Raw genomic sequence first — 26,374 nt, forward strand, 5'->3', positions numbered from 1 at the left:
GTCGATACTTCCAATCCACAGTGGCTTCAGCTTCAGTAGGTAAGCGATCCTTGATTCTTCATCATACCGCCCCTCGAGCGGGCGGACCAAGACGCCAGGGAGATCGAGGACCACCTCGGCCCTCGATCTCGGGACCTGTCGCTTCACGCCCCGCGCACGTCTCCTCGGCTCGCCCTCCCCAATTTTGGGTTCGTTCGCCCTCCCCCGAAATCGAAGCCAGATGACGCAAAGTATGGCTGGGTGATATATTATGCCATAAATAGCGTGCAAGAAATTGGCTTTGTTCGGCGGTTTCGTGTTGGCTCTTAGATACTCCGTATCGCGTGATTCGAGTGCGAGCGGCGGCGGCATGATCGACGAGGACGCACCCCCTCACGATGACAGTGCGTCAATCCGCGGAGATGGAGCGACTCAATCAGGGAAATCGGGATGTCGAGCGGGCGTCGGGGGGCGGTTCGCCGATCAGCGCGAGCTTCTTCGGACGCGGCCGTCGCGGTCGGCCTGCCAGACTTGCCCCGAATCGACGTCGAGCGCCGTCAGCCAGCCGCCGCCGTGGCAGTAGGTGTCGATGCAGACGATGTGGCCGAGGTCGAGGATCTTGCCGTTCTTCTGCGAGGTGTGGCCGACGACGGCGGTCTTCCCGGATTCGTGTCGGCGCGGTACGCCGTCCCGCAACGAGTGCCAGCGCAAGATCGACGCCGGTTGCCGGTCCAGCGGCTGCGAGGGGTCGTATGAGGCGTGGACGAAGAGGTGGCGATCCGTTTCATGGAAGCCGACGCACGCCTTGAGAAAGGCGAGATTTGCCGAACTGAGCCTCGGCAGCTCACGGCCCCAGTCCCGATCGGGGCGAGCGGGTCGGCCGTTCCCGCCGGCGTTCGTCGCGGCGGCGGGGAGCCCGGCGTGGGCGCGCAGCAGCATCTCGTCGTGGTTGCCGAGGAGCGGGACGAGGCGACAGCGACCTCTCAGCTCGGCCAGGGCGTCGAGGACGCCTCGCGAGTCCGGGCCTCGGTTGACGTAATCACCCAGCGTGACGACCACGTCGTCCACGGTCGGCTGGATGGCGGCGATCAGGGCGTGCAGCGCCCTGGAGCAACCATGGACGTCTCCGACGGCGATCGTGCGTTCGGGCATCTTACCTGGGAAACCTCCTTCGATTCATTCGCCCATCTTGTCGTTGACCTGGACATGGTGGCCGCGGAGGAACTCGGCGGCGCTCAGCGCCCGTTTGCCGGGGGCCTGGACGACCAGGAGTTGCACCGCCCCCTCGCCGGCCGCCACCACGAGCCCGTCCTTCGAGGCGGCGAGGACCGTGCCGGGTTCGCCGTTCCCTTCGACGGGGATGACCTTGTGGACGATCAGCCGAACGGGCCCCTTGGGGGTCCAGGGGAGCGCCGTCCAGGTCGTCGACGCGATCGGCCAGGGCTGCATGGCTCGGACCAGATCGTGGATCTGGCGCGCGGATCGGGTCCAATCGATGAGCCCGTCGTCCTTGCGGAGCTTGGGGGCCTTGGTGACGAGCGCGGGGTCTTGAGGCAGGATCTCGGCCCTGCCGGACGCGACGGCGCGGACGGCGTCGATGAGGAGGGGGACGCCCAGCTTCGCCAGGCGGTCTTCCAACTCCCCCGCCGTTTCGTCAGGCTCGATCGGCGTTCGGGCGACGGCGATCATGCCGCCGGCGTCGACGCGGGGCGTCATCTGGATGATGGTGACGCCGCTCTCCAGGTCGCCGTTCTGGATCGCCCGGGCCACCGGCGCGGCGCCTCGGTACGCGGGGAGGATGGAACCGTGGAGGTTGAGCGCGCCCTGGGACGGCACGCCCAGCAACTCCGCCGAGAGGATCTGGCCGTAGGCCGCGGTGATGAGGAAGTCGGGAGCAAGCTCCCGGAGGTGCTCCACGGCCTCGGCGTCGTTGACCCGCTCGGGCTGGAACACGGGGACGCCCCGGCGCTCGGCCGCCTGCTTGACCAGGCTGGGGATCAGTTCCTGCCGACGTCCCTGGGGCCGATCGGGCTGCGTGACGAGCGTCAGCATGCGGAACCCGGCGTCGGCGAGGCCCTCGAACGAAGGGAGAGCGAAGTCTCCGGTCCCCAGCATGACGATCGAGATGGGCGAATCCATGGCGGGCCTCCTGCGCTCCGGGGGGCGTCTCGACGAGTAGGTCAGGCGTCGGTCGGAGCCGGCGCCGCCGGCTCGCCGGGGGAGGGGGCCGGCGCGGCGTCGAGCCCCTTGACGATCTCCTCGTCCGAGGCGTAACGCCCTTCCTTCTGGGCTTGCCGGAACTCCGACTCGAACTCGCGGAGCTTGCCTTTGACGCCGTGACGGGCGAGAGGGCCGAGGTAGTCGATGAACAGCTTGCCGTCGAGGTGGTCGGTCTCATGCTGGATAGCGCGGCCGAACAGCTCGTCCCCCTCGACCTCGATCTGCTCACCGGCGAGGTTGAACGCGCGGACCCGGATCTTCTTGGGTCGGCGAACCTTGGAATAGAGGCCGGGGAGGCTCAGGCAGCCCTCTTCGTCGTCGTCCCACGAGTGCCGCTTGACGATCTCGGGATTGATGAAGACCAACTCCTGGTCTTTCTGCTCGGGGTCGGCGGTGACGTTCAGGATGAAGAAGCGGAAGGGGAGCGCGACCTGATTCGCAGCCAGGCCGACGCCCCGAGCCTCGTACATCAGCGTGAACATCTCGCGGACGACGGCGCGCAGGTCGTCGTCGATCCGCTCGACGGGGCGGGACGCGTATCGGAGGGCGGGATGCGGGAACTTCACGATATGCAGCACGACACGGGCTCCGACGCGGGCGGATGAATCGAGACCTGGAATATTATAGATCAGACGGCCCCGCGGCATCATCAGGGCTTCCGCGATCATCCCCCCGGCATCGGGGCGAAGAAGTCGGCGGGGATGGGGGGAAGGCCCCCTTCGACGCTCTGAAGCAAGGCTTCCCACACCGGCGCCGGAAGCGTGAAGACGGGCCCGGATTCGCCGTCGCCCGTGGCGGCGCAGACGTAGACCCCGCCGAGCGAGGCGCCGAAGCGGAGCCGCGTCGGGGGCGTCTCATCGCCGAAGTCCACCTCGATGGTGAACCGGGGCGAGCCCAGGCCGAGGCCGGGGGGGAAGGCCCCCTCGTACGTGATGAACCTCTCGGCGCGGAGTTCGGAGAGGCCCTCGATCAGGTTGTTGAACTTCGAGAGATCCACCCCCCTCGAAGACGTTCCCGGTTCCGCCGACCAGTCGGCGGGGACCCCCTGGGGCTGTCGCCTTCGCGAATAGGCATGCGTCTGGGTCTCGGTGCGGAGAACCAGGCGGCGAACCGATTCGGGGCGGAAAGCGAGGACGCGGGTCTCGTGGAACTCGATCGTGAACGGGATCAGGCTCGCGGCGTCGATCGTGAAGACGGCGGGGAAGTCGCTCATCGTCCCATAGCGCTTCCCCGGATCATCCGGGACGGCCGCGCCGATGCGGAGACTCTGAGGGCCTGCGCCTGGGGTCTCGCCGGACGACCGGGTCTCCCAGACGACTTCCAGCAAGGGAGAGGTCAGGCCGAACCGGCCGAGATCGCCCCGGGCGTCCGCGACGAACGCCCCTGCGCGGAGGCCGGCGAGGCGGGCCAGGGCGGCCGTGACCGCCTGGGCGTCGGCCTCGGCCCGGACCGGCTCGATCATCCGCCAGCGATTGGGGGCCCCGGACGGATCGCCCGGTTCGAGGACCGTCGTCCGGGCGGGACGGACGATCGTGAGCCGCACGACGCTCGTCGGCGAGACCGCCGGCAGGTCGAGGTCGCGGAAGGCGAACGACGACGAGGGGAGCGCGGAGAGGACGGCCTCGGGGAGCGCGAGGATCGCCGTGTCGCCGGCCGTTCTCGCAAAGACGACCTTTCGCAGGAGATCGTGCCGGCCGAGGTCCAGGGCGAAAGTCGGCTCCCCCGCCGTCGAGGCCGCGCCCCCGGCGAGGTTCGGCGATTCCTGCCAGATCCGCAACCGGACCGAGGGCGTTTCGACGCCCGAATCGGGGACGGCGGCGGGATCGAAAAACTCGGTCGCCTGCAACTCCTCGACCCGCTTCAGCAACGTCTCGACCTGTCCCCGATCCGCACGGGCCGCGGCCGGGGCGGTCAGGGACCAGCCGATCTTGTCGAGTTCGATCCCGAAGAGGCCCAGGGGCGAGTCGATCTCGATCCGACGCACGGCCGCCGGATTGATCGCGGCGATTCGGCGGCTCCGCAGGGCTTTCAGGTCGGCTGGGATCTCGGCGAGGAATTTGCCGTCGACGGCGACGACGGCGTCACGCCCCGCCTTGCGGACGTAGACCCGGTCGGGGTGATCCGGGGGAGAGCCGCCGATGTCGAGGACCACGGGATCGGCACCGGTCGCAACGGCCTTCAACTCGATCGACGCCGCCGGCGGGGCGAGGCCGAAAGGGGCGAAATCCTCGATCCCCTGGGCGACGAACCCCCCCGCCTCGGGGTCGACCCGCAGGGAGCCGACGAGACCGAGCAGCCGCTCGACCCGGGCGGCGTCGGCCGGGAACTCGACCGGCGCGGTCAGCCGCCAGGAGCCTCGCTCGCCCCGCTCGACCGTCGCGTCCACTCCCGGTCGGCGGATGGAAACTGATGCGATCGGGAACAGGGAGGCCGGCACGAGCGCCGTCTCCCGCCATTCGCCGACCGGCCGGTCCACCGCCGCCAGAGGCTTCCTCGCCACGACCTCGACGGCGGCGTCCGCGCCCGCGCGGACGAACCGCTCGTCCTGGATCGTCCGGCCGAGCTCCAGGGTCGCGATCGGCGACGCCGTCCCGCCGTCGGTCCAGAGCCTCACGACGGCGGCGGGGGGGCCAGGCCGAAGCTCGCCGCCGGCCCCTCGACCGCGCCGGCCTCGGGCGACCTCCGCAGCCCCTTCAGGGCGGTGATGAGGCTTTCCACGTCCTCGGCGGCGGCGTCGACCGCGTAGGGTTCGCGGATCAACCAGGCGCGGGGGCCGTGACGCTCGAAGACCAGCCGATCCGTCCCGCGATCGATCTCGACCCGCCGGACGTCGGACTCCTTCAGGTCCACGAGGTCCGGCAGCACGCGATCGCGACGGCGGGCGCGTTCCGCCTCCGTCAGCACACCCGCGCGCTCCATGCCCCAGAGCAGGAGCAGCGAACCGAGGAAGAATCCGATGAGGAGATAAGTCGATCTTGGTGTTTTCATGATTCCCCGTCGAGTCGGTCGGCCTCCCACCTCGCGTCGCGTCTCCCCGCCTCATTCCTGGCGGACGTAGTAGACGAGGAGGCCCAGCCCGGCGACGGCGGCCATCGAGACGACCGTGGGGGCGAGGATCAGGCGCCACCGCAAGCCAGGGTCGACGGTCAAGGTCAGCGCCGCGTGGATCTTGGGGGGACGCCCACCGAATCCTCCCGGCCGCGCAGCCAGCTCGCGGCGTTCATCAACAGGTCGAGATTGGTCGGTTCCAGGGCCTGGACGGCGTCGTCCCCCGCCCCCATGCTGGAGACGAGCACCAGGCGCGGTTTGGGCTCGGACGGGCCCGAGGCCGCCGGGTCGGTCGGCCGCTCGGAGACGGCGGCGGCGACGACGATCGGGCCGGGCTCGTCCTCCTTGTCGAGCGTCGGCGGCGAGGCGGCCGTCTTCTCGGCCCAGGATCCGGGGCCGCTGCGCAGGATCGGCGTGGGGATCATGCGCGGGTTCACCGCCGCCGGGTCCGCGTTCGCGGCCCCCTTCGTCCCCACGAAATGGATCGGCGCGGCGTTGACGACCAGCACCGCGCGGTCGGTGCCCAGGCCCCTGACTACCGGATGGCTCAGCCCCGGCTCGACCAGGCAGAAGACGAACGAGAGCTGCCCGTTCAGGTTCAGCCGGGGGTCGACCAACTCCCCCTGGCCCAGCTCCAGGTTGAACGACTTGAGGAAGTCGTCGAGCCCCGAGGGGGCTGCGTTTCCAAGGCAGGCGAGGACGGGCTTGCGCCGGTCCGCGTAGGCTTGCAGGCGGGCGATCTCCTGGGGCTTGAACGGCTCCTTCGGGCCGGCGAGGATCACCAGCTCGACTTCCTCGGGGATGGGCGCCTCCAAAAGGTTGATCTCGACGATCTCGCATCCGTTCGAGGCGAGTCTCGCCTTCCAGGCGTCGATCCCGGAACCGTCGGTCGGGAGTCGGCCGGAGCCGGATTCGCCGTGGCCGACGGTGAACGCGACCTTCGCCGTCTTCCCTTCGCGGAGCCTGATGAGCGCCGAGGTCACGGCGTCTTCCCCCTTGAAGGCCGACTCGTACCGGCCCGCGCCGGGGTTTCGGGGGTCGGTCGGGGGGCGTTCGAACATCTCTTGATTGCTGATCCCGACGAATCGTGCGGCGTCTCCCTCGCCGTACTCGATCAGGACGCCGCCCCCTTGCATGACCGCCAGCTCGGGGGCGCGTCGGGCCAGGTCGTCGGCTCGCGAGAGTTCGGCGTAGCGGTCGAGCCGCTCGACCCGGACGAGGTCGGGACGGGCCGCGCGGTACAACTCCAGGAGTTGCCAGACCCGGTCGAACTGCCGACGCGCCAGGGCGCTCCGGCCGTGGACGAGGTGGAACGTCACCGGCCGCTCCAGCGTCTCGGCCTGGTTGCGGCTGAGGGTGGACAGCGAGTAGGCGCGTTCCCGCGTCAGGTCGATCTCGCGGCCGCCGTAGCGGAACGCCGTGACGTTCGCCACGATCAGGATGCCGGCCACCAGCGCCGTGTTGAGGACCGCCCGCGAGATCGCGACCGTCCGCCGCAGCGCCGGGCTGACGTGCCGGTAGCGCTCGTTGACCACGATCAGGGTCGTCACCAGGCCGAAGCCCAGGGCGAAGACGGGGAGCGACCAAAGGACCCCCTTGAAGGCCGCCAGCGCCGCGCCCAGCAGGATCAGGAGCAGGCCGGTCGCCACGCCGGCGATCACCCGATCGCGGTAGGCCGCCGCCGGCGCCCCTTCCTCGTCGTCCTTCCCCGCCGAGAGGCCGGGAGGGGCCCCGCGCAGGGTCCAGAAGAGTACGAGGAAGCCCCCCAACGCGGCGAGGCCGACCCAGACCTCGGCGCGGCCCAGAATCATCGAAAGGTTGGACGGCATCGTCACTCGGCGGCCCCCGTCGAGACGGATCGACTCAGCGTCCTCGCCGGGCGGCGAGGAGCATCGTCGTCGCATACAGCAGGAAGATGCAGGCGGAGAGGTGCAGCGCGATCGTCCTGACGTCGAATCGCCCCAGCGCGAAGCCGTGGATCTGGTGCAGGACCGCGACGTGTCGCGCCGCGTTCGCCCAGCCCGACATCCGCCTGGCCGACAGGAAATCGACCAGCAGGAGCGTCATCACCACCAGCACGAAGAGCGTCACGAACGTCCAGACGGCGGCCACCACCTGATTGCGCGTCAGGGAGCTGAACAGCAGGCCGATCGCCACGAACATCATCCCCATCGTCGTCAGGCCCACGCCCAGGCTCAAGAGCGGGCCCACGTCGAACTCGTACTTCCCCTGGTAATAAAGGAACGGCAGGTACAGGGCGAAGGGGACGAGGAGCACCAGATACATGACCACGCCGGCCAGCCACTTGGAGACCACGATCTCCCCCTCGGTGATCGGCAGGGTCACCAGGGTCTCGATCGTCCCCGAGCGGTTCTCCTCGGCCAGCAGCCGCATCGTCAGGAGCGGCACGGCGACGAGGATCGCGAACCAGAACGGCGTGCTCCCCGAGATGTAGGCGCTCATCGGGTCGCGCAGGCTGGAGAACTCGATCTGGGGGCGGGCCAGGGATTCGACCAGCTCCCAGAAGTTCAGGAAGGCGACCACCTGGAAGCCCAGGAGCACCAGGAAGGCGGTCGGGCCCAGGAAGTAGGCGCCCAGCTCGCGGGCCAGGAGGGTGGGGACGTGGCGCATCGGTTCAGCCGGCCTCCCGATCCAGGGCGTCGAGGCTCGATCGGGACACGGCCTCGACGAACCGCTCTTCCAGCGAGCGGCGACGGGCCTCGAGCGCCCGCAGCGGCCAGCCGTTGGCGGCGAGCCGCGAGGCGATCGTCTCGCGAGGGTCTTCGCCGTCCTTCGTCGCCACATCGAAAGCGGCCACGCCGTCGCGGTCGGCCGCGAGCCGGACCCTGGCCACGCCGGGGACGGCCGTGAGAGTCTTGCGGATCGCCTCTGCGGGGCCTCGCGCCTCCACCAGCAGGCCGTGGTCGTCGCGCAGGTCCTCCAGGCGGCCGTCCAGGGCGATCCGACCCTGTGCGATGATGATGACTCGCCCGCAGACCGCCTCCACCTCCGACATGATGTGCGTGGAGAGGAGCACGGTGTGACGCTCGCCCAGCTCGCGGATCAGGGCGCGGACCTCGCGGACCTGGATCGGGTCCATTCCCGCCGTCGGCTCGTCGAGGATCAGGATCGGCGGGTCGTGGACGATCGCGTCGGCCAGGCCGACCCGCTGGCGGAACCCCGCGAGAGCTTGCCGATCGGCCGGTCCTCGACCTCGGCCAGCCGGCACCGGGCGATCGCCTCGCCGACCGCCCGCCGACGCCCGGAACGGGGGACGTCCTTGAGCTTGGCGCGGAAGTTCAACAACTCGCGCACCCGCATCTCGCCGTACAACGGGACGTTCTCCGGGAGGTAGCCCACCTTGCGACGGACTTCCAGGGGCTCGTCGAGCACGTCGCGACCACAGAGGACGGCCCGGCCGCCGCTGGGGGCGAGGTAGGTCGTCAGGATGCGCATGGTCGTGGTCTTGCCCGCCCCGTTGGGGCCGAGCAGGCCGGCGACTTCGCCGCGACCCAATTCGAAGGAGATCCGATCCAGGGCCCGAACCGGCCCGTAACTCCTCGAAAGCCCTTGCACCTCGATCATCGCGCCACCCGCCTCCTCCGCCGCTCGCCCGATCTTCGCCGCCGGCTCAGACGCGGCCGAGGAGCCGACCCACCCCCAGGCGGAAGATGATCCAGAGCGCGGTGACGGCCTCGCGCGAGTTGATTTTCGAGATCCCCGCCCGCCGGTTCTCGAACAGGATCGGCGTCTCGCCGAATCGGCAGCCGACCTGCTTGCACCAGAAGAGGATCTCCTCCTGGAACGAGTATCCCCGCGACTTGACCTTCGCATAGTCGATCTGGGCCAGCTTCGAGACCCGATAGCAGCGGAAGGCACCACTGTTGTCACGCGTCCTCAAGCCCAGGAAAGTGCGTGCATACAAGTTGATCCCGCTGCTCATGAACTTTCGCTTGAGGTTGAAGCCACCCTCGACGCCGCCGCCCGGAACGTACCTGGAACCAATCATGACGTCATGATCTTTCATCCCTGCGAGGATCGCCGGGATGAATCGGGGCGGATGGCTAAAATCGGCGTCCATGTTTAAAAGATAGTCGTAATTGTTCTGAATCGCGTAGGAAATGGCTTCTAGGGTGGCGGTTCCCAGGCCCAGTTTTCCGCTGCGATGGATGACGTCGACGTCCTTGAGGCGAGCCGAGACCTCGTCGGCGATCTTGCCGGTGCCGTCGGGGGAATTGTCGTCGATGACCAGGACGGCGGCGTCGGGCGCGAAGTCGCGGATCGCTTCGATGAGCGGCGCGACGTTCTCGGCCTCGTTGTAGGTCGCCAGTGAGACGACGACCCGAGGGGCGCTCTGTCCCGGAGCCGCTTGTGGATTGGACACGACCGATAACCCTCCGAACGCAGCCGATGCCAGGGCGTCGGCGCCCTGGCCCGGGGGCGACGCTCAGTATGACTCATCAGGACCCGGCGGGGAAGACGGATGCGCCGACCGTCGCGTGTTCGCTCCACCCACCTGGGGTTGTAGTCCGCGAACAGGGGAAGTCAAGCTGCATCCGATGGAGCGACGCCGGTTTGCGCCGGATGCCCTGATCAGTGAAGCGGACCGCCGGGTCACTCTCCGGATGGATCGAGAATCCAGATGAGGATGACGGAGGAGGGGGCTTCGGTGCGAATTCTGGGGAGGGCGGGGGGACCGACCGGATCGCTCGCGGCGACGCCATCCTCGGGGCGGATCGGGTCCGAGCCAGGGGCGACCGTTCCGCTCCCCGTCGATTGTGGGTCCGTGGGAGTTCGGAGCGCCATCTTCGTCTGGGGGAAATGGACCTCGGCCGCGGGCTCGGCCCGCAGGGTGGTCGTCCGGCCCAGATCGGCCAGCTCGGTCATCAGCGAGGTGGACGCCTCGCCTTCGTCAAGACGACCGGGGAAGGCGGACGCGAGTCGATTGCGGAGCGTCGTGAGCTCGTCGCGGTCCAACTCGGCCGCATAAACGACCGAATCGGCCGACGAGAGGTCGGCCGCGCCTTCACGCGGGAGCTCGAACCGGTAGAAGTCGCGATGCGACGACAATCCGAGCATGGATGCGACTTCGGCGCGGGCGGGACGACCGTCGCCGCCGGACACGAGGAATATGCGGTGGGGGCCGGAGCGGGCCAGCAGATCGGTCGCGATCAGACGAGGACGATCCACGGCGGGCGCCGTCAGCACGGGTGGACCCGGCAGGTCGGCTTCCGGGCCGTTCGGAGTCGTCGCGGCGAGGATCGCGGGGGGGCCGACCGGATCCGAAGCGGACGGGCGGGAGGAATCCTCGGCCGTGTGAAGCGAAGGTGCGGCCGCACCCGGGTGACGCGGAGCCTGCGGGGCCGGGGGCTGGATCGCGGTCCGCATCCCCAGGAAAGAAATCAGGACCACGGCGGCGGCCAGGCCCGCCCGATAGGCCGGGGAGAACCTGCGGAGACGGGCCGAGGGACCGCTTCGCCACGTCGGGGGCGAGGAGGCGGCCAGCCTTTGCAGGACCTCCGGCGCGAGGTCGCGACCGGGGGGGCGGGAGAGGCCGTTGATCAGCTCATGGACCCTGACGAGCGAGCGAAATTCTTTCGCCTTCTCGGGATTCGACGCCAGCGACGCCGCCGCCGCCCGCTTCTCGTCCGGGTCGAGTTCGTCGTCGAGATAGGCCGACAGCAGGGATTCCAGTTCGTCGCTCATGATGATTTCAGGGGTCGACGGGATTCGGTTCCGGGGGCGCCCGCCGCGGGACGCCCGGGTCAGATCAGGAGAGGGCCTGCTCGACGTCGGGGAGGCTGGATTCGACCGGGGACTCGTCGTCGACCAGGGGGCGGAGCCGCCGCCGCAGCTGCTGGCGGGCCCGGTGGAGTCGGCTCCGCACGGTCCCTACGGGGATGTCCAGCAACTCGCCGATCTCCTCGTAGCGACGGCCTTCGAAGTCCTTGAGGACCACCACCGCGCGGTGGTCGGGCTCCAGGGCGGCGAGCGCCGCCTCGATCAGGGCCTCCCGCTCGGCGCGTTCGACGGCGTACGAGGGGACGCTCGACGGGGACTCGTCGGCGGGGTCCAGGGCCGGCCGGCCCCGTCCTGGGGCCAGCAGCCTCAAGGCCCGGCGGAGGCGGCCTTTCCTCAGTCGGCTCATCGCGAGGTTGACGGCGATCCGGTACATCCACGTAGAGAAGGCGCTCCCCCCCTGGTACTGGTCAAGCTTCTCGAAACCTCGGACGAAGGCGTCCTGGAGCACGTCCTGCGCGTCCTCCGGCGACCCGACGAGGCGGAGCACCATCGGATAGAGGCGGCCCTGGCAGCGTTCGACCAGCACGCCGTAGGCTTCGGCGTCGCCGGCTCGACAGGCTTGCACAAGACTGGAGTCGTCGAGATTCCGCGTCATTTGGACCCTTGGACGCTCCCGATCGCCTGATGGTTCCCGGAATTTCCCGCCGCCCGGGCGCCGCGCCGCCTCCGAGTCGGCCTCGAGCCTCGGGAGGCCGACGAGGAGGGCGGCCGGCAGGGGGCGGACGGTCTCCTCCGCCATTATCGCCGAACCCGAGGGGGCCGAGAAGACCCCCCGTCCCGTCGACGGGGCCCACGGCCCTCGCGTCGGATTCATGTCGATATCAGGTCATAATAAGACAAGCCGGTCCATGCGGATCGGAACGGCGCCCCGTCCGAACGTTTCGGCCGGCTTGGGAACGGTTCGTCGCAGCATTTTCGACGGACTTGGAGGCCATTCGGGCGCTCGTCGAGGGAGGGAGGTCCGGCCGCCCCGCCGCCGCGCGCGGTGATCAATGTAAGCACGGATCGACAAAATGTTTCATGTTCTTGTCAAAGTCTGCAAGGCTGCTAGACTCCTCATGCGCCAACCGGCGAGCAAAATTAATCCACATTATTTAGTGTTCTCATGCATGAAGCGGCCGACCGACGCCGTACGGTCCTTCGTGCGCCCCGACCCACACGCCGGTCGACGACGCCGGCTGGAAGACGACGCGGGCCCCGTTCGGGGTTCGTCGTCCGCCCGACGATGGGCGCCTCCGCGATGATCCGCACCAATCGATCCACGACGAGGACGAGATGACGAAACCCAGGCGGCGGTCCGGCTATCGGCCGGGCTTCGATCAGATGGAGCGCCGCGCGCTCCTGAGCGGCACCGGCGTGAACCTTCCGGTCAACGCGGACTACATACCGGAGGCGTTCTGGACCGACATCCAGAAGTCCATGGGGGGGTGGGGCCTCGCGGACCGTTCGAAATACTGGCAGATCGACAAGACGATCCCGACGACCGAGGAGGGGTACGCCCTCGCCCCCGCTTCCGCGTCGGCGAAGCTGGACTACTATCCCGACGGCGCCTATCAGGTGAGTTTCGCGGGGACCGCCACGCTGGAGTTCTGGGGCGTCGGCGAGCTCGCGGCCCCGATGGTCAAGGGGTCGGACGGGATCACGCGGGGGACCGTGATCGTCCAGGCCGGGAGCGACCCGAACGCGGCCCGCACCCTGGGCATGACCGTCCTGGCGGCCGATGCGAACGACCCCTGGCACGACCTTCACATCTGGGCCCCGGGCGCGCCGACGGACGGCAGCCGGCTCTACACGTCGGAGTTCCTGGCCTCGCTCCAGCCCTTCGACTACATCCGCTTCCTGGACTGGACCGGGACCAACGACAGCGTCGTCTCGAAGTGGTCCGATCGCAGCCGGCCGGACGACTTCTTCAAGACCGGCTCGCAGCGGAGCGTCTCCTACGAGGAGGCCATCCAGCTCGCCAACCTCTCCGGCAAGGACATGTGGCTCACGATCCCGGCCCTGGCCGACGACGAGTTCGTCACGAACCTGGCGACGCTGCTTCGGACCGAGCTCGACCCGGGCCTGAAGGTCTACGTCGAGTACAGCAACGAGACCTGGAACACGATCTTCAAGGCGTATCCCCAGGTCCTGGCGAAGGCCAAGGCGGACCCCCGCGTCCTCGCCGGCGGGAATACGTCGATGATCGCCCAGGAGACCGCGCTGCAGACCGTCCGCCTCGGCCAGATCTTCCGCGGGGTGTTCGGGTCGGACTCGTCCCGCGTGATGCCGGTGTTCGCCAGTTGGGCCGCGTATCCGTCCCACCTCACCGCCGGCCTCCAGGCGATTCAGCGCGTCTACGGCGACCCCAGGCAGTACATCACGTCCACGGCGATCGCGCCTTACATGCCCGTCGACGCGACCCTGGACCGCTACTCGACGAACCCCTCGGACTTGCTCACCTCGATGGAGCAGAAGCTTGCGAACGTCGCCACGACGATCCAGGGGAACGTCCAGGCGGCGGCCGCCTTCGGCCTGCCGCTCGACACCTATGAAGGGGGCCAGCACTACTCGTTCAACTACAACTATAACGCCAAGCGCGCGGCCCTGAACGACCCGCGGATGTACGACCTGTATCGAAACTACTACCAGACGTTCGCGGCGCTGGGCGGTCGGCAGATGACGTTCTACACGCTGACCAGCGAGTTCTGGGGGCTCAAGCCCCAGGTCGACTCGCCGGGCTCCCAGCGGTGGGACGCGGTCATGAGCCTCCTGCTCCAGCCGGGCGACGCCGACCTCGACGGCAATGTGGACTTCGCCGACTTCCAGATCGTCCAGGCGAATTTCAACCGGACCGAGCTGTGGTGGCAGCAGGGGGACTTCAACCACGACCGCAAGGTCGACGCGGCGGACCTCGCCCTGCTGCTCAAGAACCTGGACGCCGGCTCGCTGACGGCGGCTCAGGCGGTCGAGATCGCCGTGGCGTTGCGGCCGGCCACGACGACGGCGACGGGCCCGGTCGAATTCTCGGTCTCCGGGCAGAAAGCCCTGGCGGACGCGACCATCGCCTCGGCGACCGTCGACGGCGGCTCTTACGTGAAGAACGGCGTCTTCAACGGCGGATACGGCACGGGCGTCATGAAGCTCGGCGGGGTCTCCCACGCCAAGGGCCTGGGGGTCTCCAGCAGCTCGACGATCGTCCTGCCGATCGACCGGCTCTACACGAGCTTCGCGGCGATCATCGGAGTGGACGACCGCGTCGGCGCCAACGCCGGCCAGGCCACCTTCCAGGTCGTCGGCGACGGCCGGGTGCTATACACCTCGCCCGTGATGCGGGCCGGCGTCGCCCTGCCGATCGAAGTCGACGTCGCGGGGGTCTCCAGCCTCTCCCTGATCGTCTCCACGCCGGCCGGTCAGAACGTCAAGATTCCCGCCGACTGGGCCCAGGCCCGCCTGGTCGCAGCCCAGTCCGCCCCCCGGCTGACCTGGACCGTGACCAAGGACGGCGCGACGATCTCCACGACGAGCGCCGAGTCCTTCATCTTCGTCCCGGCCGGGAACGGCGAGTACACGGTCTCGGTTCGGGCCGTCGACGCGAGCGGAGCCGCGGCCGTGCGGAGCGCCGCGATCAAGGTGGCCGAGCCGACGTCGCAGGCCCAGGCGACCTTCTTCGAGTCCGACCCGCAGACCTCGGGGAGTTGGAAGGGAGTCTACGGATTCAGCGGTTCCGTCGTGGCCGATGCTTACGGGTCCTACCCGTCGTACGCGAACGTGACCCTCTCCGGCGCGACCGTCGTCTCCTGGAGCCGCGCCACGCCGGACACCCGCGCGCTCCAGAAGTTGAGGTACGACAGCAGCAATCTTCGGACGGCGACGACCTGGTACGGCAGGCAGTTCACGATCAACGTCGACCTGACCGACGGCGAGACGCATCTGGTCTCGCTGTACGCCGTGGACTGGTCCGGCGCAAGCCGCGTCCAGCGCATCGACGTCCTGGACGCGGCCACCGGCGAGGTCCTCGACTCGCGCGAGATCTCCTCGTTCAGCGACGGGCGCTACCTGAGATGGAGCGTCTCCGGCCACGTCCAGTTCCGCGTCACGAAGGTGGCCGGCTATGACGCCGTGATCGGCGGGGTCTTTTTCGACGAGGTCAGCCCGGCGTATGCGGGGAGCGACTCGGACTCGAAGGGGGCCTGGAAGGGCGAATACGGCTCGGAAGGATACCTCATGCCCGACAGCTCCGTGGGCCTTCCCTCCTTCGCACAGGTCAGCGTACCCGCGGGCCTCTTGAGATCGTTCGGCACGAGCACGACCGACCCGCGTTTTCTCCAGACGGCCGCCGGGACCACGCGACAGGGCTCGGTCTGGAAGAACTGGACCGATTTCAATATCGACGTCAACCTGACCGACGGCAAGACTCATCAGGTCACGCTTTACGCGCTGGATTGGGATGACGTGGGGCGGATCCAGCGCATCGACGTGGTCGACGTCGCCACCGGCAAGGTCATCGACTCGCGTCGGATCTCGTCGTTCACCGACGGCGTCTACCTGAAGTGGAACGTCTCCGGCCGCGTGCAGTTCCGCATCATCAAGCTCGCGGGGCCCAGCACCGCCATCAGCGGCGTCTTCATCGACCCCGCGCCCACCACCGCTCCGGATCCGACCCCGACACCGGATCCAGATCCCGCTCCGAAGCCGAATCCGGATCCGGCCCCGGCCCCGGGCGTGGTGCGGGACGCGACGACGAAGGGGGACTGGACCGGGGCCTACGGAAGCGGCGGGAGTTTCGTGGTGAACAACCCGTCGACCCTGCCGCCGTCGACTTCGGTCGCCTTCAGGGGGGGCTCGTCGACCATCTGGACGTCGAGCACGACCGACGTGCGGGCGTTGACGACGGCGGACGGCACCAAGCGTCAGGCGTCGACCTGGGCCGGGAGCGAGTTCACGATCGACGTGACGCTGGGCGACGGCCAGCCCCGCCGGGTGTCGCTGTACATGGTCGACTGGTACTCGAACACGCGGTCGCAGCGGATCGAGGTGATCGACAAGGCGACGGGCCGGGTGATCGACGTGCAGGAGCTGTCGAAGTTCAACGGCGGGGTCTACCTGACGTGGGAGGTGGCCGGCAGCGTGCAGTTCCGGGTGAGCCGGCTAGGCCTGGAGAATGCCGTGGTCAGCGGCGTCTTCATCGACCCCGCGTCCACCACCGCGCCGGCTCCAGGACCGGCTCCGGAAACGGCCCCGGGCGTGGTGCAGGACGCGACGACGAGGGGGGACTGGACCGGGATGTACGGAGGCGGCGGGAGTTTCGTGGTGAACAACCCGTCGGCCCTGCCGCCGTCGACTTCGGTCGCCTTCGGGGGGGGCTCGTCGACCATCTGGACGTCGAACACGACCGACGTGCGGGCGTTGACGACGGCGGACGGCACGAAGCGTCAGGCGTCGACCTGGGCCGGGAGCGAGTTCACGATCGACGTGACGCTGGGCGACGGCCAGCCCCGCCGGGTGTCGCTGTACATGGTCGACTGGTACTCGAACACGCGGTCGCAGCGGATCGAGGTGATCGACAAGGCGACGGGCCGGGTGATCGACGTGCAGGAGCTGTCGAAGTTCAACGGCGGGGTCTACCTGACGTGGGAGGTGGCCGGCAGCGTGCAGTTTCGGGTGAGCCGGCTAGGCCTGGAGAACGCCGTGGTCAGCGGCGTCTTCATCGACTGAGCCGGGCGCGGCCCCTCCGTCTCGGCGTCGCCGGGCGGAGGGGCCGGATCCTCGTTCAGGATACGACCGCGTCCCAGCGGCGGTGGATGAAGGCGAAGGCTCGCTCGGCGGCCTCCAGCCGTTCGCGGTCTTCATGGTAGAGCTCGCCCGCCTCGCGCGGCATCCGGTAGGAGGCGTTGACGAACTGATCCCGGGCGCCTAGCAACTGGTGATAGATCTTCTCGTAATCGGCCCGTCGGGGATGGCTCGCGAGCAGCCCCAGCTTCCGACGGACGGCCCCCAGCTTCTCATCGCAGGACTTCAGCCTGGCTTCCAGCGAGGAGCGCTCGCCGAAGTGCGTCCGATCGGGGTAGCTGGGGTTCTTGAGCCCGGAAGAAGGCTTCGGGACGATGGCGGGACTCGATGACACGGTCGAACTCCTCGTCGGATCAGGCCCCGTCGGGGTCCGCGAGAGCCTCGCGGGCGTCGACGGGGCTTCTTCTTTCGATTGAGGTGGATTCGGAAAGGGGGTAACATCCGCCGCGATCCGGTCCGCCTATTCTGATCGACGAGGCCGACTCTCGCCAGAGCGTTCGGGCGTCGGCCGGGGCGGCCCCATCCAGGGAGGGTGATCGCGATGAGGAGTCCGATCGGGTTCGCGGTCCTGTTCGCGCTCGCCGTCGCCGTCTCGGAGGCCGCCGGGGCGCCGGATCTCCCCTCGGCGGCCGATGGTTGGGCCGTCGAACTGGTCGGGCGGACGCCGGAACACTTCGCCCCGACGACGATGGCCGTCGGGCCGGGCGATCTCGCCTTCATCGGCGGCCGGACGAGGATTTCAGGACCAGGGACGCCCGGCGTCGTGCTCAAGGCCGACGGTGCGGCGATCACGACGTTCGCCGACGGCCTCAATCCCGTCACCGGCCTGGCCTGGGTCGGCGACGTCCTCTACATCGTCCATCCTCCGCTCCTGTCCGCGTTCCGGGATGCGGACGGCGACGGCCGAGCCGAGCGCGTCGAGGACGTCGTCACCGGCCTCGGCCCCGCCGAAGATCAGGGCGCTGGGGCGCTCCGACGAGGGATGGATGGATTCCTCTATCTCGCGATCGGTTCGAGGGGCCTCGCACAGGCTCGCGGAAAAGGGGGCGATCCGCTCCGCACGTCCGCCGGCGGCGTCATCCGGGTCCGCCCCGACGGCTCGGACCTGGAAATCGTCTCGACGGGCGACGCGCGGACCTCGGCCCTGGCGGTCGGCGCGAACGACGATCTGTTCGCCTTGAGCGACGCCGACGACCCGCGATGGGGGCTTCGCCTGATCCATCACGTCGCGGGGGGACGTTACGGGTACCCTCGCCAGTTCGTCGCGGCCGAATTCCGCACCTTGCCCGCGGTCGCCAGGCTCGAAGGCCGAGGAGCGGGGCAGGGGACCTCATACGACGAGGGACGTCTGCCCGACGAATTCCGAGGCAATTTCGTCGCCTGCGAGCCGGAGGGGCAGGCGGTCTTCCGCCATGAGCTACGCAAGGCCGGCGGCGGCTTCGCGCTGGCGAGACGCACCCCGCTGGCGACGCGCGGGACGCTCGCCGACTTCCACCCACGCGCGATCGCGGCTGGCGGCGACGGCTTCTGGATCGTCGACGAGGCGTCCGTCCGCGACGGGGCCGACGGCGCGACGGGACGGATCTACCGCCTCGCCTACGTCGGCGACGGCCTGAGCTCCGACGCCCCCCGACCGCGCGGTGATTCGATCGACTCCTGGGTCGGGGCCCTGGATCACCCGGCCCGTTCGGTTCGTCTGGAAGCGCAAGACCGTCTCGCGGCGATCGGCCCCCCCGCGATCCCCGCAGTGGTCGGCCGTCTCGGCCGCGACGCGCCCGCCGTCGGCCGCCTGCACGCAATCTGGGCGTTGGATGCGATCGGCGGGGACGAGGCGCGGGGGGCGATCCGGTCGCTCCTGTCCGACGAATCCCCGCAGGTGAGACTCCAGGCGGCGCGGAGCGCGGGACTCCGCAGGGATAGGCCGGCGCATGACCTCCTGACGAAGCGGCTCGCCGATCGCGATCCCGCGGTCCGTCGCGAAGTCGCGATCGCGCTCGGGCGTCTGGGCGATCGTTCCGCCGGTCCGGCGCTCCTGGCGGCCCTGGGCGACGCCGACCGCTTCGCCGCGTGGTCGATCCGCCGGGCGATCCTCGACCTGGGATGCAACGACCGCGAGGCCCTGACCGCGGCCCTCCTGGACCTGTCGAGGCGCGAGGCCGCCTTGCTGCTGGCCGACGAATCCTGGTCGGTCCCCCTCGTCGCCTCGCTCGTCGAGGCCCTGAAGAAGACGGCCGAGCCCGCCGTGCGCGGTCGCATCCTCGCCTGCCTCGCGGCGCAGTACTTCCGCTATCCCGAAGCCGAAGGCCGATCGACGGGAGAAAACCCGCCCGGCGATATGATCCCCAGGAAGACCGAGAACTGGGACCCGGAGGGGATGGCCGCGGTGCTCCGGGGCCTGGAGATCGGGCTCAAGGACGCCGACGCCTCGGTCCGCTATCAGGCTGTCTTCGGGCTTCAGACCGTCGGCGCCGCGGCGGGGCCCTTGCTCCGGGAGGCCTTGCCCAAGGAGACGGAGACTGACAACCAGGCCGCGCTGGTGGAGGCCCTCGGCTCCCTGAACGACGCCGCGTCCACCCGACTCCTCCTGCCGATCGTCGTCGATCCCACGCGGCCCGAGCCGGTCCGCTCGGCGGCCCTGGACTCGCTGAACACGCTCCGCGGGCGCGACGTCGTCCGGGCTCGGCTGACGGTCCTGTACGAGGAGGACGCCCCCGGGACGCTCGTGGCGAAGGCCCTCCCCGCCCTGGCTCGCGACGGCTTCCTGCCCGCGAACGATCTCGCGGGGTTCCTGCATCACGCATCCCCGCTCGTCCGGGCGGCGGCGGTGATGAGCCTGAACCCCTCGCGGCCGTTGCCCGCCGAGGTCAAGGACGTGGTCCTCGCGAAGCTGGACGACGAGGATCCCGACGTCCGTCGCGCCGCCTATCTGGCCGCCGGGCCGCTGCACCTCCGGGAAGCGGTCCCGCGGCTCGTCGAGAAGGCGAAGGAGGTCGAGGGGGGGGATCGGACCGCCGTCCTGAACGCCCTTTGCACCCTGCCGGACCCCCGAGCCCTCTCGCTCTACACCGCCGCGCTCGACGATCCCGACCCGTCGCTGCGGCGTGGGGCCGTCCGCGCCCTGCTGGCGATCCGCGATCGGGTCGAGCCCGAGCTGCGTCGGACGGCCCGCGAAGGGGAAGGCTCGGCCGGGTCGGCGCTCGCCCTCGATCGAATCCTCGCGAAGTTCGAGCCGGTCCGCGGCTGGAACGTCCTGGGCCCGCTGGGCCCCCGGCCCCCCGCCTTGATGAGTCGCGAAGGGGCCGTCGACGCCTCTCGATCGTATCCCGGCGCGGCGGGAGGGCCGATCCGGTGGGCCCCCGGCGCCGAGTCCGGGGACGGCGTGGTCGACCTGGGACCGCCGGGCTCGAAGGACGCGACGGCCCCCCGACCCGACCCCGCCTCGACGGCGGCGGCCTACGCCGAGTTCACCTCGACCGAGGCCCGACGCGCGATCCTGCTCGTCGAGGCCGACGGGCCGATCGAGGTCTTCCTCAACGGCCAGCCCGTCAGGCCCCCCGGATCGGACGCCCAGGACTCTCCGGACCATTTCGCCGCAAGTCTGGTCGCGGGGGTCAATCGGCTGGTCGCGATCAGCCGCCCGGGCGTCGCGGCCTGGAGGTTCGTCGTCTCGATCTCGATCGCGCCGGAATCCCCGGCGCATTGATCCTTCGAGACCTCCGGGGCTCGGCATTGGCCGTCACAATCTCGACGGTTGTTGTTAGACTGGTAACGATTAAGAGCTTCGATCGGTCCCACCTCGGGAAGCCGGGCCGGATGAGAGTCCGACGGCCGGGCCCTCTTCTGGATTTCGATGAGTCAGCGCACGAACAGCCTGCTCCCCGCCGCCTGGATGATCTCGGCGGCGCTCTGCTTCGCGTCGATGGGGGCGATGACCCACGCCGTCGGATCGCGATGCGACTGGTTGCTGATCGCGTTCATCCGCATCTTCTGCACCTTCGTCTTCTCCGTGGCGTTGGCCTTGCTGGGCGGGGCGAGGCTGGTCTTCTGGAAGCCTCCGACGCTCTGGTGGCGGAGCATCGCGGGGACGATCAGCGTGGCTTGCACGTTCTACGCCCTCACGCGGCTCCCCGTCGCCGACGTCCTGACCCTGACCAACACGTATCCCCTCTGGATCGTTCTGACGACGTTCTTCAAGGGGGGGGGCGGGGGACGGCTGACCGACCTGGCGTGCGTGGTCTGCGGTGTCTTCGGCGTGGCGGTGATCCAGCAGCCCCACGGGGCGGGGGGGGGCGACTCGGGCGCGGTGCTGATCGCGCTCGTCGCCTCGGTCACGACGGCGATCGCCATGCTGGGCCTGCACCGGCTGAAGGACGTCGACGCCCGCGCGGTCGTCGCGCACTTCTCGGGCCTCGCCAGTCTTTCGCTGGCGCTTTGGCTGCTGTTCGCCCACCCCCTGGCCTCCGCAGACATCCCTCGCGACATCGGGCCGATCGCCTTGCTGCTCGGCGTGGGAATCTCCGGGACTCTCGGCCAGGTGCTCCTGACCAAGGCTTACGCGTCGGGACCGCCGGCGAAGATCGCCGTCCTGAGCCTGACCCAGGTCCTCTTCGGCCTGGTCTTCGACGTGACCCTGCAAGGCCGTCGCTTGACCCCCTCCAGCCTCCTGGGGTTCGCCATGGTCCTGGGGCCGACCGCCTGGGTCACGTCTCGGGCCGCCCGCAGGCCGCGGCCGGGGTCGGATCTGGAAATGGAACTGGAAGTCGCGACGGAACTGGAAACGGACCGGCCGATCGCCGGGGGCGTCGAGCCGACGGCTCCGAAGCCGAGCGTCGGGACCTGATCGGGATGAGGGGCGGTTGCATGCGAACTTCGTTTCCATCGAGCCCGGAATTCGAGCGGCTCGTCCGCGGCGAGCCGGGAGTGGACCTTGCGCGAGTGGCGTTCGAGATCGCCGGGGATTTCCATCCCGGGTTGGAGCCGGAAGCCGAGATCGCCCGGATCGACGCCTTGGCCGAGCGCGTCCGCGCGCGCATCCGCAAGGCGGCTCCGGCCCGCAAGGTCCTGGGCCAGCTCAACTGGGTCCTCTTCATCGAGGAGGGCTACACGGGCAACGCAGACGCCTACTACGACCCCCGGAACAGCTATCTGAACGAGGTGCTCGACCGGAAGACGGGTATCCCGATCAGTCTGTCGATCCTCTATCGCGCGATCGCCGGTCGCGTGGGCGTCGCGCTCTCCTCGGTGTGCCTCCCGGCGCATTTCATGTTGCGGTTGGACGAGGACGGGCCCACGTTCGTCGACCCGTTCCACGGCGGGGAGTTCCTGGATCGGGCCGCCTGCGAGCGTCGGATCGCCAAGCTGGCCGGGATGGAGGAACCGCTGGCGGACGACCTGTTCGATCCCAGCCCGGACGCCGCGGTGGCGGCCCGGCTCCTCCGGAACCTCAAGACCATCCACCTGGCCGAATCCGACGTCCCCTCCGCCCTCTTGGTCCAGCGCAGGCTTGCGGCCGTCGCCGACGAACCTCGCGAGCTGCGCGACCTGGGGATGCTCTACCTCAAGGTGGAGCGGCACGGCGAGGCCATCGACCCGCTCGCCCTGTACCTCAAGTCCCGCCCCCAGGCCGACGACGCCGAGACCGTCCAGGCCCTCCTCTCCGGCGCCAGGTCGGTCGTGGCCCAGTGGAATTGACACGGTGCCGGGGTCGACCTTCCGCTTGTCCTCGACAAATTCTCGGAATTCTCTAAAGTCCCTCGCGACGGGCGACCGAAACGGAAGGAAGACCCATTCGGTTGATCGCCGAGGGTGAACGCGCCGAGAGATGCACCCACTGAGCGACGGCGACGAGGCGGGACGGCTCCCCGACCGATCAGGACGATCGCGCCGGGCGAGCGAGAGACCGCCCGAGCCGCCATGCCGATCCGCCCAGGAGGAGGGCCCCGAATCATGCGCATCCCCCCAAGAGCGGCAGGACTCCTCGTGCTGGGATCGCTCCTCGTCGGATGCTCGCAGACCGGCGGCCTCCGCGCCGTCGCCCCCTCGGACGTCAAGACCACGGCCACCGTGGGGGACCGGCCGCTCTCCATCGTCGCCGGCCTGCCGGACGAGGCCCAGATCGCCGAGGCGACGACGCCCGACGTCCCGAGGGCTTCTTCCACCGGCCGCCTCTCCGGGCGCGTCTACGACGAGGAGGGGAACCCGGTCCGCAACGCCGTGGTGCGCCTGGCCCTCAACGGCGCGGCGGGGGGCAAGGCGGTCCACGCGACCACGGACCGCTCCGGCGCGTTCACGCTCCGCGGACTCCGGCCGGGCTCGACCTACACGGTGATCGCCGAGTATCAGGCGGAGCAGGGGATGATGACCGGCCGCGCCGACGCCGACGCGCCGGACGCCGACGTGCGCATCAGCCTCCACCCCCGCGACGCCGGGACCGGCGACGCCTCCCGCACGGCGGCCGCCGACGATCCGGCTCGGCGTTCCAACGTCAGGTCCGTCGCCCGCTCCGGGGAGCCGGAGGTCGACGACTGGGACGCGAAGGAACCTGAAGCGTCGAGGGCTTCGCGGTCCAAGCCCGTTCGGCCCCGGCTCGACGCCGCGCCTGATGACGAGGAATTCGACGATCCGGCCGCAGGCTGGTCCGCCGGCGGCTCGTCCCGAACTCGCAAGGAATCGGGAGCGAGCCCGGAGGTCGCCCCGTCGACGGAACCCGCCGAGATCGACGACGACGGCGAGAACCCGCTCCCTCCGGCTCGCGAGATCAGCCAGGTCAGCGCCCGCACCGACGACGAAGCGTTCCCCGCCGACGAGGAGTTCGGGGCCGAGGCCCCTCGCACCCTCCCCGACGGCCTGATCCCAGGCGCGAGCCGCGTCCAGGGCCGCTACGGCCCGCTCCTCTTCGACGACGCCGAGCCGACCCCCGCATCCGCGGCACCGAAGGCCCGCTCCCGCAGGGATCCGGCGCGACGTCCCCCGGCCGCTTCGCCGCCGACCGAGGAGCGGGCTCGCCCGACCTGGTCCGAGGTCGTCTCGCAGAAAGACCCGATCCCGATGGACGAGTCGTTGGCCCAGGCCAAGGCCACCGTCGCTGCGACCACGGCGACGGCACCGGCCGCCCGCCCCGCCCCGTTCGTCCCCGTTCGGGGCGCCGGCCCCGCCTTGCTGGCGGCCCGATCGCCCGCCGCCGCCAGGCCGGCCCCGGCCTCGGCCCCGACTCCAGAATCGGCACCGACGCCCGCGCCGACGTCGGCGCGGGCCGAGCGGACCGGTCCGTACTGCGACTTCGACCCCGATGAGCGTCGGATGATCGATTTCGCCTTGCCGGACATCGACGGCAAGCTGGTCTCGATCCGAGACTTCGACGCGGACCTGATCCTGCTCGACTTCTGGGGCAGTTGGTGCGCCCCCTGTCGGAAGTCGATCCCCCATCTCAACGAGATTCAGAGTCGGCTGGGTGGGAAGAAACTGCAAGTCGTCAGCCTGGCGTACGAGCAGACGATGGGGCCGGAGCGGCTGCCCAAGCTCAAGGAGGTCGCCGAGGCCCTGAAGATCGAGTATCCGATCCTCGTCACCGGCTTCCAGGACGACTGCCCGATCCGCGAGGCGCTCCAGGTCCAGTTCTACCCGACGATGATCCTGCTCGATCGCGAGGGGCGCGTCCTTCGCCGCGAGCAGGGGGCGACCGACGCGACCCTCGCGAACATCGACCGCGCCATCGCCGAGTACCACGACGGCGGCAAGGCCTATGCCCGCCGCGAGCCCATCGGCAGGGCGACGCGCTGAGTCGGGCGCTCAGGTGAGGTTGACGATCTCCCCATCCGCGTCCACGTCGATCCGCTCGCCGGCGGGGCGGAGCGGCAGGCCGGGCATGCGCCGGATCTCGCCGGTCAGGGCCACGAGGAAGCCCGCGCCGGCGGCGATCTCGATGTCGCGGACGTGGAGTGTGAAGCCCTGGGGGCGGCCCCGGAGTTTGGGGTCGTCGGAGAGCGAGTCCTGGGTCTTGGCCATGCAGATCGGCAGCCGGCCGTAGCCCTGCTTCTCGGCCTTGCGGAGCTTCTGCTCCGCGGCCTGCTGGATGCTCACGCCCGAGGCGCCGTAGACGACCCTGGCGATCTGCTCGATCTTCTTCTCCGCCGGCCAGTCCAGGGGGTAGAGGGGCTTGTACGGGGTCTCGGGATAGGAGGCCGCCGCGACGACCTTCTCGGCCAGGTCGATCGCCCCCGCGCCGCCGGAGCCGAACACGTCGGCGGCGGAACAGGGGACGTTCCTCCCCTTGCAGAACGCGTGGACGACCCCCAACTCCTCGTCGGTGTCGGTCCCGAACTGGTTGATCGCCACGACGAGCGGCTTGCCGAAGTGTTCGGCGGCGTCGAGATGCGCCGCGAGGTTGTCCAGCCCGCGTTCGACGGCCGCCGGGTCGGGCCGGGTGATCTCGGACAGCGGGACGCCGCCGTGCATCTTCAGGGCGCGGATGGTCGCGACCATGACGATGGCCGACGGGTTGAGCCCGGCCGAGCGGCACTTCAGGTCCAGGAACTTCTCGCCGCCGAGGTCGAACGCGAAGCCGGCCTCGGTCACGGCGTAGTCGGCCGTCGCCATCGCCATGCGGGTGGCCAGGACCGAGTTGCAGCCGTGGGCGATGTTGGCGAACGGCCCGCCGTGGATGAACGCGGGGGTCGATTCCCTGGTCTGTACGAGGTTCGGGAGCAGGGCCTCCTTGAGGATCGCCGTCATGGAGCCCGTCACGCCGAGCTGCTTCGCCAGCACGGCCGAGCCGTCGCCGGCGTAGCCGACGAGGATGCGATCGATCCGCTCGCGTAAGTCGGCGAGCGACTCGGACAGGCAGAGGATCGCCATGATCTCGCTGGCCGCGGTGATGTCGAACCCGCTCTCGCGCGGGACCCCCTGGGAATGCCCCCCCAGGCCGATGACGATCCGCCGCAGCGCCCTGTCGTTCATGTCGAGCGCCCGCTTCCAGAGGATGCGGGTCGGGTCGAGGTCGAAGTCGCGGAAATAGAGGCGGTTGTCGATGGCCGCGGCCAGCAGGTTGTGCGCTGCGGTGATCGCGTGGAAGTCCCCGGTGAACTGCAAGTTGATGGTGTTCGAGGGCTCGACCTTGCTCAGCCCGCCGCCGGTCGCCCCCCCCTTGCGGCCGAAGACCGGCCCCATCGACGGCTGCCGCAACGCCAGCGCGGCCCGCTTGCCGATGCGGTGCATCCCCATCGCCAGCCCGATCGAGGTCGTCGTCTTCCCCTCGCCGGCGGGCGTCGGCGTGATCGCCGAGACCAGGATCAGCTTGCCCGGCTTGCGGTCCCCGGCCCGCAGCACGTCGAGATGCACCTTCGCCTTGTCGCGGCCGTAGGGCTCCAGGTGGTCGGGCGAGATGTCCAGGTCTCGGGCCACTTCGGCGATCGGGCGCAATCCGGCGTGGGGCGTTCCGGGCATCGGCGTCGGGTCCTTCGGGGGGGCGGGATCACGGAGCACCGAGAATCTTGCCAGATCCGGGCCGTCGTCGGCAAGCCGCGATTCCCGAGGAGCGACGCCCGGATCGGCGGCG

The 26,374-nt window shown here is 69.7% G+C and carries 19 protein-coding genes; 5 read left to right on the plus strand and 14 right to left on the minus strand.

What is annotated here, in order from left to right:
* Positions 1 to 462: 462 nt before the first annotated feature.
* The 12 genes from VT85_RS15730 to VT85_RS15780 all read right to left on the minus strand — a co-directional run bounded on the left by VT85_RS15730 (position 463) and on the right by VT85_RS15780 (position 11,644).
* Positions 463 to 1,131, minus strand: coding sequence for a metallophosphoesterase family protein (locus tag VT85_RS15730; RefSeq protein WP_068417127.1), 669 nt, complete (start codon positions 1,129 to 1,131; stop codon positions 463 to 465).
* A 24-nt stretch (positions 1,132 to 1,155) separates the two neighbouring features.
* A complete protein-coding gene (gene fmt, locus VT85_RS15735) occupies positions 1,156 to 2,118 on the minus strand; it encodes a methionyl-tRNA formyltransferase (protein WP_068417130.1) in 963 nt (320 codons plus the stop codon).
* Between the two features lie 41 nt (positions 2,119 to 2,159).
* On the minus strand, positions 2,160 to 2,777 hold the full coding sequence (gene def / locus VT85_RS15740; RefSeq protein ID WP_068417132.1) for a peptide deformylase: 618 nt from the start codon (positions 2,775 to 2,777) through the stop codon (positions 2,160 to 2,162).
* Positions 2,778 to 2,863: 86 nt separating this feature from the next.
* Positions 2,864 to 4,813 carry a DUF4340 domain-containing protein gene (locus VT85_RS15745; protein WP_068417134.1) on the minus strand — a complete coding sequence of 650 codons (1,950 nt, stop codon included), beginning with the start codon at positions 4,811 to 4,813 and terminating at the stop codon, positions 2,864 to 2,866.
* Entirely contained in the window at positions 4,810 to 5,187 is a 378-nt protein-coding gene (locus VT85_RS28575; protein WP_197490776.1) for a hypothetical protein, read from the minus strand. Before VT85_RS28575 ends, VT85_RS15745 begins: the two co-directional genes overlap by 4 nt.
* 164 nt (positions 5,188 to 5,351) lie before the next feature.
* The gene (locus tag VT85_RS15755) at positions 5,352 to 7,076 is read right to left on the minus strand and encodes a Gldg family protein (RefSeq protein ID WP_068417138.1); all 1,725 of its coding nucleotides are present in this window, start codon (positions 7,074 to 7,076) and stop codon (positions 5,352 to 5,354) included.
* A 34-nt stretch (positions 7,077 to 7,110) separates the two neighbouring features.
* Positions 7,111 to 7,878, minus strand: coding sequence for an ABC transporter permease (locus tag VT85_RS15760; protein ID WP_068417141.1), 768 nt, complete (start codon positions 7,876 to 7,878; stop codon positions 7,111 to 7,113).
* A gap of 4 nt (positions 7,879 to 7,882) precedes the next feature.
* Positions 7,883 to 8,347 carry a hypothetical protein gene (locus VT85_RS29270; RefSeq protein WP_231871393.1) on the minus strand — a complete coding sequence of 155 codons (465 nt, stop codon included), beginning with the start codon at positions 8,345 to 8,347 and terminating at the stop codon, positions 7,883 to 7,885.
* 23 nt (positions 8,348 to 8,370) lie between these two features.
* The gene (locus tag VT85_RS29275; RefSeq protein WP_231871394.1) at positions 8,371 to 8,832 is read right to left on the minus strand and encodes an ATP-binding cassette domain-containing protein; all 462 of its coding nucleotides are present in this window, start codon (positions 8,830 to 8,832) and stop codon (positions 8,371 to 8,373) included.
* Between the two features lie 46 nt (positions 8,833 to 8,878).
* Positions 8,879 to 9,631, minus strand: a complete 753-nt coding sequence (locus tag VT85_RS15770; protein WP_068417151.1) for a polyprenol monophosphomannose synthase — start codon at positions 9,629 to 9,631, stop codon at positions 8,879 to 8,881.
* Positions 9,632 to 9,861: 230 nt separating this feature from the next.
* Positions 9,862 to 10,953, minus strand: coding sequence for an anti-sigma factor family protein (locus tag VT85_RS15775; RefSeq protein WP_068417153.1), 1,092 nt, complete (start codon positions 10,951 to 10,953; stop codon positions 9,862 to 9,864).
* A 64-nt stretch (positions 10,954 to 11,017) separates the two neighbouring features.
* Positions 11,018 to 11,644 (minus strand): RNA polymerase sigma factor, encoded by a 627-nt coding sequence (locus VT85_RS15780; protein ID WP_068422136.1) that lies wholly within the window; start codon positions 11,642 to 11,644, stop codon positions 11,018 to 11,020.
* Positions 11,645 to 12,324: 680 nt separating this feature from the next.
* Between VT85_RS15780 and VT85_RS15785 the strand changes: the two genes are divergently transcribed.
* A complete protein-coding gene (locus tag VT85_RS15785) occupies positions 12,325 to 16,746 on the plus strand; it encodes an NPCBM/NEW2 domain-containing protein (RefSeq protein WP_068417157.1) in 4,422 nt (1,473 codons plus the stop codon).
* Positions 16,747 to 16,801: 55 nt separating this feature from the next.
* On the opposite strand, the gene VT85_RS15790 is transcribed toward VT85_RS15785, so the two are convergent.
* Complete coding sequence (locus tag VT85_RS15790; RefSeq protein WP_068417162.1) at positions 16,802 to 17,155, minus strand: hypothetical protein; 354 nt, start codon at positions 17,153 to 17,155, stop codon at positions 16,802 to 16,804.
* A 207-nt stretch (positions 17,156 to 17,362) separates the two neighbouring features.
* On the opposite strand from VT85_RS15790, the gene VT85_RS15795 reads away from it, so the two are divergent.
* The 4 genes from VT85_RS15795 (at position 17,363) to VT85_RS15810 (ending at position 24,600) form a co-directional block, all read left to right on the plus strand.
* Positions 17,363 to 20,524, plus strand: coding sequence for a HEAT repeat domain-containing protein (locus VT85_RS15795; RefSeq protein WP_068417165.1), 3,162 nt, complete (start codon positions 17,363 to 17,365; stop codon positions 20,522 to 20,524).
* A gap of 147 nt (positions 20,525 to 20,671) precedes the next feature.
* Entirely contained in the window at positions 20,672 to 21,661 is a 990-nt protein-coding gene (locus tag VT85_RS15800) for a DMT family transporter (protein WP_082858637.1), read from the plus strand.
* 20 nt (positions 21,662 to 21,681) lie between these two features.
* Positions 21,682 to 22,512 carry a SirB1 family protein gene (locus VT85_RS15805; protein ID WP_197490778.1) on the plus strand — a complete coding sequence of 277 codons (831 nt, stop codon included), beginning with the start codon at positions 21,682 to 21,684 and terminating at the stop codon, positions 22,510 to 22,512.
* Between the two features lie 255 nt (positions 22,513 to 22,767).
* Complete coding sequence (locus VT85_RS15810; protein WP_197490780.1) at positions 22,768 to 24,600, plus strand: carboxypeptidase regulatory-like domain-containing protein; 1,833 nt, start codon at positions 22,768 to 22,770, stop codon at positions 24,598 to 24,600.
* A 9-nt stretch (positions 24,601 to 24,609) separates the two neighbouring features.
* On the opposite strand, the gene VT85_RS15815 is transcribed toward VT85_RS15810, so the two are convergent.
* Positions 24,610 to 26,262, minus strand: a complete 1,653-nt coding sequence (locus tag VT85_RS15815) for a formate--tetrahydrofolate ligase (RefSeq protein WP_068417171.1) — start codon at positions 26,260 to 26,262, stop codon at positions 24,610 to 24,612.
* Between the last annotated feature and the right edge of the window lie 112 nt (positions 26,263 to 26,374).

It is taken from the genome of Planctomyces sp. SH-PL62, assembly GCF_001610895.1.
In the GTDB taxonomy this organism is placed as follows: domain Bacteria; phylum Planctomycetota; class Planctomycetia; order Isosphaerales; family Isosphaeraceae; genus Paludisphaera.